Source organism: Tersicoccus solisilvae (assembly GCF_014643255.1).
GTDB lineage: Bacteria > Actinomycetota > Actinomycetes > Actinomycetales > Micrococcaceae > Tersicoccus > Tersicoccus solisilvae.
In genome coordinates this window covers 23,183-29,517 of sequence record NZ_BMJI01000026.1, presented here as the reverse complement: position 1 = coordinate 29,517, position 6,335 = coordinate 23,183, and the positions used below count along the sequence as shown (strand labels likewise).

The 6,335-nt window shown below is 72.9% G+C and carries 7 protein-coding genes; 2 read left to right on the top strand and 5 right to left on the bottom strand.

Annotation, left to right across the window (positions count from 1 at the left end; all coding sequences use genetic code 11):
* Positions 1-133: 133 nt before the first annotated feature.
* The 3 genes from IEX22_RS14305 to IEX22_RS14295 all read right to left on the bottom strand — a co-directional run bounded on the left by IEX22_RS14305 (position 134) and on the right by IEX22_RS14295 (position 2,656).
* Positions 134-814 (bottom strand): PH domain-containing protein, encoded by a 681-nt coding sequence (locus IEX22_RS14305; RefSeq protein WP_188669076.1) that lies wholly within the window; start codon positions 812-814, stop codon positions 134-136.
* Positions 811-1,692 (bottom strand): biotin--[acetyl-CoA-carboxylase] ligase, encoded by an 882-nt coding sequence (locus tag IEX22_RS14300; protein ID WP_188669075.1) that lies wholly within the window; start codon positions 1,690-1,692, stop codon positions 811-813. The genes IEX22_RS14305 and IEX22_RS14300 overlap by 4 nt, the downstream gene beginning before the upstream one ends.
* A gap of 82 nt (positions 1,693-1,774) precedes the next feature.
* Positions 1,775-2,656, bottom strand: coding sequence for an SDR family oxidoreductase (locus IEX22_RS14295; protein WP_188669074.1), 882 nt, complete (start codon positions 2,654-2,656; stop codon positions 1,775-1,777).
* 393 nt (positions 2,657-3,049) lie between these two features.
* On the opposite strand from IEX22_RS14295, the gene IEX22_RS14290 reads away from it, so the two are divergent.
* Both IEX22_RS14290 and IEX22_RS14285 read left to right on the top strand, forming a co-directional pair.
* On the top strand, positions 3,050-4,633 hold the full coding sequence (locus IEX22_RS14290; RefSeq protein WP_188669073.1) for an acyl-CoA carboxylase subunit beta: 1,584 nt from the start codon (positions 3,050-3,052) through the stop codon (positions 4,631-4,633).
* A gap of 57 nt (positions 4,634-4,690) precedes the next feature.
* Positions 4,691-4,924 carry an acyl-CoA carboxylase subunit epsilon gene (locus tag IEX22_RS14285; RefSeq protein WP_188669072.1) on the top strand — a complete coding sequence of 78 codons (234 nt, stop codon included), beginning with the start codon at positions 4,691-4,693 and terminating at the stop codon, positions 4,922-4,924.
* 139 nt (positions 4,925-5,063) lie between these two features.
* Here the strand turns inward: IEX22_RS14285 and IEX22_RS14280 are convergent, their stop codons facing one another.
* Positions 5,064-5,498 (bottom strand): MaoC family dehydratase, encoded by a 435-nt coding sequence (locus IEX22_RS14280; protein ID WP_229660068.1) that lies wholly within the window; start codon positions 5,496-5,498, stop codon positions 5,064-5,066.
* Positions 5,499-5,543: 45 nt separating this feature from the next.
* Positions 5,544-6,335, bottom strand: coding sequence for an SDR family NAD(P)-dependent oxidoreductase (locus tag IEX22_RS14275; RefSeq protein WP_188669071.1), 792 nt, complete (start codon positions 6,333-6,335; stop codon positions 5,544-5,546).

The window sequence follows — 6,335 nt, the reverse complement described above, 5'->3', positions numbered from 1 at the left end:
GGAGCCGGCCACGGGGATCTCCGCGGCGGGTCCGGCGCCGGACGAATCCGGATCGGGCGGCACGGCGGGCCCGCCAGCGCGGGGGCCCCGTTCGTGCCGGTGCAGCAGCCGCGACCAGCGGCCGCGCGGACGGTCAGCGGCCACGCGCTCCCCCACTCATCGCCACGGGCGGGACCGCCGGGCCGACGCCGCGCCCGGCCCGGCCGGCGGCACCGGGGCCGGGCACGTCGGGACCGGGGGCATACGACTCGCCGCCGAGCTGTCCGGCACCGCCCAGGAAGCCCGCGGCCGGGTACCCGGGACGGGAGCGGTCCACCGCGCGGTCCACGATCTCGGCGAACCGGCGCACGTGCGGCGCGTCGGGCAGCACCAGGCGCCCGCCCACGGAGTCGATGTAGAGGTCTCCCGCGCGCACCAGGCGCTGGCCGGCGGTCTGGGCGACGTGCACGTGCAGCACCGACGGCAGCCACACCTCGGCCGGGCCACGTCGTCCGCCGTCACGCCGGATCACCCGCGCCGAGGTGAGCACGTAGCGGGTGCGACGCCACCGCAGGAACGGACGGAGCACGAACACGCCGACGGCGGCGAGCGCGCCGATCGCGACGGCGAGCAGCAGCACGGGCTGCATCGAGACGAGCACCGGGTCCGCGTGGCGACGGCTCAGCCAACCGAGCGCGAAACCGGTGATCGCGCCGATGAGCGCGAGGGCGATGACCGGGCGCACGAGCCGGTGGGCGCGCGGCCGGGTGCTGACGAGCACACTCTCGTGGGGGTCGGCGCCGCGCAGCAGTCGTCGCAGGGCGCGGGAGGTCACTGGTCGTCCTCCGTGCGCAGGTGCACGATGTCGCCGGCGTGGATCTCGTGCTGCTGCAGGTCGGAGCCGATCACCTGCAGCGCGCCGTCCGCGGCGAGACCGGTCGCCTCCCCGACCACGTCCGTGCCGTCGGGCAGCTGCACCCGGACGCGCCGGCCGAGGGTGCCCATCCACAGCGAGATTCCGCGGATCAGGCTGGTGCCGTCCCCGGCCATGGTGGCGTCACCGTGCCGCGCGCAGAACTCGCGGTAGTGACCGGCGAAGGCGGAGAGGAAGCCGGCGGCGACGTCGGTCGGGTCCAGCCGCCGGGAGCCGGCGGCGGCCAGGGAGGTGGCGGTCGGCACGGGCAGCGCGTCGGCTTCCTGGCTGACGTTGATGCCGCAGCCGAGCACCACGGCGGGCGGCGTGCCGTCGCCGGTGCTCGCCAGCTGCGCGAGGATGCCGGCGATCTTGCGTTCGTGCACCAGCACGTCGTTGGGCCACTTGATGGTCGCGGTGACGCCGTCGGGTCCGCCCAGCGACTCCGCCAGGGCGAGGGCGGCCAGCAGGGTCAGCCATCCGTAGGTCTGGGTCGGCAGGGGCCGGCCGGCGGGGTCGACGGGCCGCAGTACGAGGCTGATCGCCAGGCCGGTGCCGGGTTCGATCACCCAGGACCGGTCGAGCCGGCCGCGGCCGGCGTCCTGGTGCGTGGTCAGCAGGGCGCTCAGGTCCGGCCAACCGGCGGGATCGGCGAGCGCGGCGGTCACGGCGTCCGCGTTCGTCGACCCGGTCCGCTCCACCACCATGATCCGCGCCCACGGGCCCGCCGGCGCGAGCAGGTCACGTTCCAGGCGCCCCGCCTCCAGCGGAGCCGGGGGCGCGGGGAAGGACGGGGTCATGCTCGCAGTCTAGCCAGTGGACCCGTGGCGTTCCGAGGTCCGAGCACCGGCGTCTACGGATGGAACCCCCGGTCAGCGGCGGTTAGTGGCCGGAGTCGGCGCGGCGACGGTCGTTCGACGGGTCGTCCGATCCGTCCGAGAGGAAGATGTCCGGGAGCAGCTCGTGCTCGGCGGCGCCGAGGCTGTACGGGCGGAAGTCGGTGACCCCGGCCTCGCGCAGCACCTGCTCGTCGGTGAAGAAGTTGCCCGTCGTCGTCGCGGCGTCCCGGACGAGCACGGCGTGCGCGGCGTCGGCCATGATCGCGGGCCGCCGCGCGGCCCGGACCAGCTGCTCCCCGCCGGGCATCGCGCGGATCGCGGCCGTGTCGATCAGGGTGCACGGCCACAGCGAGTTCACCCCGATCCCCCGGTCCCGCAGCTCCTCCGCCAGTCCCAGCGTCGTCAGGCTCATCCCGTACTTGGCCATCGTGTAGGCCAGGTGCTTGCCCGCCCAGTACGGGGTGAGGTTCAGCGGGGGCGAGAGGGTGAGGATGTGCGGGTTGGCCGACCGGGACAGCGACTCGATGCTGAGGCGGGAGAGCAGGAACGTGCCGCGCACGTTGATGTCGGCCATCAGGTCGTAGCGCTTCATGTCGATCGCGGTGGTCGTCCGGGTGTCGATGGCCGAGGCGTTGTTGACGACGACATCGATGCCGCCGAACCGGTCGATGGTCCGCTCCACCGCGCGGGCGACGTCGTCGTCGTTCCGCACGTCGCCCACGACGGCCAGACCGCGGCCGCCGGCCGCCTCGATCTGCTCGACGGCGGTGTGGACGGTGCCCGCGAGCGTCGGGTGCGGGGTGTCCGTCTTCGCCAGCACGGCGACGTTGGCGCCGTCGCGCGCCGCGCGCAGGGCGATGGCCAGGCCGATGCCGCGGCTGCCGCCGGACATGAGGATCGTGGTGCCGGAGAGAGTGCTGCTCATGCGCCCATGGTAGCCGCCATGTTACTGGTCAGTAACCTCTTTCGTGGTGCCGGTCCCGGCGGCCGCTGATCGGTGCACCGGCACCATCCCGTCGAGTGGGCGAGCGACGCGCGTATTCCACCCGAATGACGCCGTTGTCGGCACATTCGGCACACTCCGGCGGCCCACCAGCCCCGCCACCGTCGTCGTCGCCGAGCCTTCCGAACGCACCCGAAGATGCCGGGCGACTTTGTCGGCTTCCTACAACAGCCGCCGGTGAGGTGCTGACTAGACTGGCTCGGAGCTCGCCCTCACGGGGGTGGTCGTTGTGCGGAACCTCCAGCCGCGGCGACGGCACGCACCGCAGGCACGACTCGACGCACCGGACTCGGACCACCAGGAGCCAGCAGACCCATGAGCATCGATCTGACCACCACCGCCGGCAAGATCGCGGAGTTCCGCCGCCGGCAGCAGGAGTCGGAGCTCCCGTCCGGTGCGGCCGCCGTCGAGCGGCAGCACGCCCGCGGCAAGGGCACCGCCCGCGAGCGCATCGAGCACCTCGTCGACGAGGGCTCGTTCGTCGAGTTCGACGCCCTCGCCGTGCACCGCTCCGCCGCGTTCGGGATGGAGAAGAAGAAGCCGCTCGGTGACGGGGTCGTCTCCGGCTACGCGACCATCGACGGCCGGCTCGTGGCCCTCTACAGCCAGGACTTCACCGTCTACGGCGGCTCGCTGAGCCAGGTCAACGGCGAGAAGATCGTCAAGGTGCAGGAGTTCGCGCTGCGCAACGGGTGCCCCGTCATCGGCATCAACGACGGCGGCGGCGCCCGCATCCAGGAGGGCGTCGCCTCCCTGGCCATGTTCGCCGACATCTTCCGGAACAACGTGCACGCCTCCGGCGTCGTGCCGCAGATCAGCCTCATCATGGGCCCGTGCGCCGGCGGCGCCGCCTACTCCCCCGCCCTGACGGACTACATCGTCATGGTGGACAAGACCAGCCACATGTTCATCACCGGCCCCGACGTGATCAAGACGGTCACCGGCGAGGATGTCGACATGGAGTCCCTCGGGGGGGCGCGGCAGCACAACGCCACCACCGGCACCGCGACCTACCTGGCCACCGACGAGACGGACGCCCTCGACTTCGTCCGGGAGCTGCTCGAGTTCCTCCCCTCGAACAACCTGGCCGAGGCCCCGCACCTGGATTTCGCGGACGAGCCGGAACCGACGGACGACGACGAGGCGCTGGACACGCTCATCCCGGACTCGGCGAATCAGCCGTACGACATGCGCACGGTGATCGAGACCGTCGTCGACGACGGGCACTTCCTCGAGATGCAGGCCCTGTACGCCCCGAACGTGATGATCGGCTACGCGCGGATCGAGGGATCGACGGTCGGCATCGTGGCGAACCAGCCGATGCAGTTCGCCGGCACGCTGGACATCAACGCCTCCGAGAAGGCGGCCCGGTTCGTGCGCCACTGCGACGCGTTCAACATCCCCATCGTCACGCTCGTGGACGTGCCCGGCTTCCTGCCCGGCAAGGACCAGGAGTTCAACGGCATCATCCGCCGCGGCGCCAAGCTCCTGTTCGCCTACGCCGAAGCCACCGTCCCGCTCGTCACCCTGATCACCCGCAAGGCCTACGGCGGGGCTTACATCGTGATGGGCTCGAAGAAGCTGGGCGCGGACATCAACCTCGCCTGGCCCACCGCGCAGATCGGTGTGATGGGCGCGCAGGGCGCCGTCAACATCCTCTACCGCGCGGACCTGAAGGCGACCGCCGACGCCGGGGACGACGTCGACGCCCGCCGCGCCGAACTGATCGAGGACTACGAGGAGGCCCTGCTGAACCCGTACCAGGCCGCCGAGCTCGGGTACGTCGACGCCGTCATCGCCCCCGCCGACACCCGCCTGCAGATCGTCAGGGCGCTGCGCTCCCTGCGGGACAAGCGCGCCACCCTGCCCGCCAAGAAGCACGGCAACATCCCGCTCTGACCGCGTCCGCCACCGTTCGTCGATCGACCGTCACCACCCGTCGTCCAGGAGATCCGCATGACCGCCACCGCACCCGTCCTCACCGACATCCACGGCGAGCCGCTGCTGCAGGTGCTCGCCGGCAACCCGACGGCGGAGGAACTCGCCGCGCTCACCGCGGTGGTCGCCACGCTCGGCACCGCGAACGAGGACGCGGAGACGCGCGACCGCAGCTGGCAGCGGCGCGCCGCCCTGCGGATGCGGCCCACGCCGGGCCCGGGCGCCTGGCGCCGCAGCACCCTGCACCGCTGAGCCGCTGAGCCGCTGAGCCGCACCCCTCCCGTTCCTCCCGCCAGCTCGTCAATAGATGTTCCATCCGGGCTCGAATCGACCTCGATGCGACATCTATTGACGAGCTGGCGTGTTCTGCTGGCGTCAGGGGGGCACGGGATCAGGCAGGCTCGGCGGGCACCCAGACGACGATGTGCGTGCCCGCGGCGACGACCTCGTCGCTGACGAACGCCTCGACCGTCGCCGTCGCCCGCCGCGCCTCCGGGTCCCAGCTGACGAACTCGTAGCGCAGCTGCAGCGTCTGGCCGGGGAAGACGGCGCGGACGAAGCGGAGGCGGTCGTAGCCGAGCGACACCGGCACCAGTCCGGAGGGGCGGGCGTCCTCCAGGGCCCGCGCCGCGACGGTCGACATGAAACCGACCACGAGGGCGCCGTGGACGTGCCGGGTGCCGTACGGGGTCCGACGCATGTACTCCTCGTCGGTGTGGTTCGCCGCGAAGTCCCCAGTGATGCCGGAGAACAGCACCATGTCCGTCTCGGTGACGGTCTTGCGGAAGACGGTGACGTCGCCGACGGCGATCGGGGCACGGGACACGAGGCGATTCCTTCCTTCAGGTGAGGGGCGGGCGGCGGGCGCCACTCACATGGTCAGCCCACCGGAGACCGAGAGGACCTGGCCGGTGGTGAAGCCCGCGTCGGCCGACGCCAGGTGGGCGACGGCGGCGGCCACCTCCGCCGTCCGCGCCGGACGACCCTTGGGGACGGCGCGAACCGTTCCCGCCATCACCGTCCCGGTCAACCCGTCGTCCGCGAGCATCCCGGCCAGCAGGGGCGTGTCCGTCGGGCCCGGGGACACCACGTTGATCGTGACGTCGCTGCGGGCGGTCTCCCGGGCGACCGAACGGGCGAGCCCACCCAGCCCGGCCCGCGCGGCGGAGGACACGGCGTCGCCCAGGGTGCCGGCCCTGCCGCTGTCCGAGCCGATCACCACGATCCGCCCGAATCCCGCCGCGAGCATGCCCGGCAGCACCGCGCGGACCAGCAGCATCGGGCCCCTCAGCTCGGTGTCGAGGATGTCCCCCACCGTCGCGTCGTCGGTGTCCGTGAGCAGCCGCAGGGGATGCCGGTGACCCGTGGTCACCACCAGGGTGTCGAGGCCGCCGAGAAGCGTGGGAGCGAGGCCGCCCGTCCCCGCGACCCGCTCGACGTCGGCGGGGTCCGTCACGTCGAGGCGGACGGCGCCGGCCCACGAGCCGTCGGGCAGGCGAGCCGCCACGGCCGCGGCGGTGTCGCCGGCGCCGTGATGGGTGCCGACGAGGCGGGCTCCCGCCGCGGCCAGGCGCTCGGCGACGGCGGTGCCGATCCCGCCGACGCCGACGAGCAGCACCCGCCGACCGGCGAAGGCGCCCCCGGGTCCCGTTCCGGCGGCCAC

Bases quoted from the DNA above. Each gene is read 5' to 3' on its own strand.
- IEX22_RS14300 (WP_188669075.1), bottom strand. From the start codon at position 1,692: ATGACCCCGTCCTTCCCCGCGCCCCCGGCTCCGCTGGAGGCGGGGCGC.
- IEX22_RS14295 (WP_188669074.1), bottom strand. From the start codon at position 2,656: ATGAGCAGCACTCTCTCCGGCACCACGATCCTCATGTCCGGCGGCAGC.
- IEX22_RS14290 (WP_188669073.1), top strand. From the start codon at position 3,050: ATGAGCATCGATCTGACCACCACCGCCGGCAAGATCGCGGAGTTCCGC.
- IEX22_RS14285 (WP_188669072.1), top strand. From the start codon at position 4,691: ATGACCGCCACCGCACCCGTCCTCACCGACATCCACGGCGAGCCGCTG.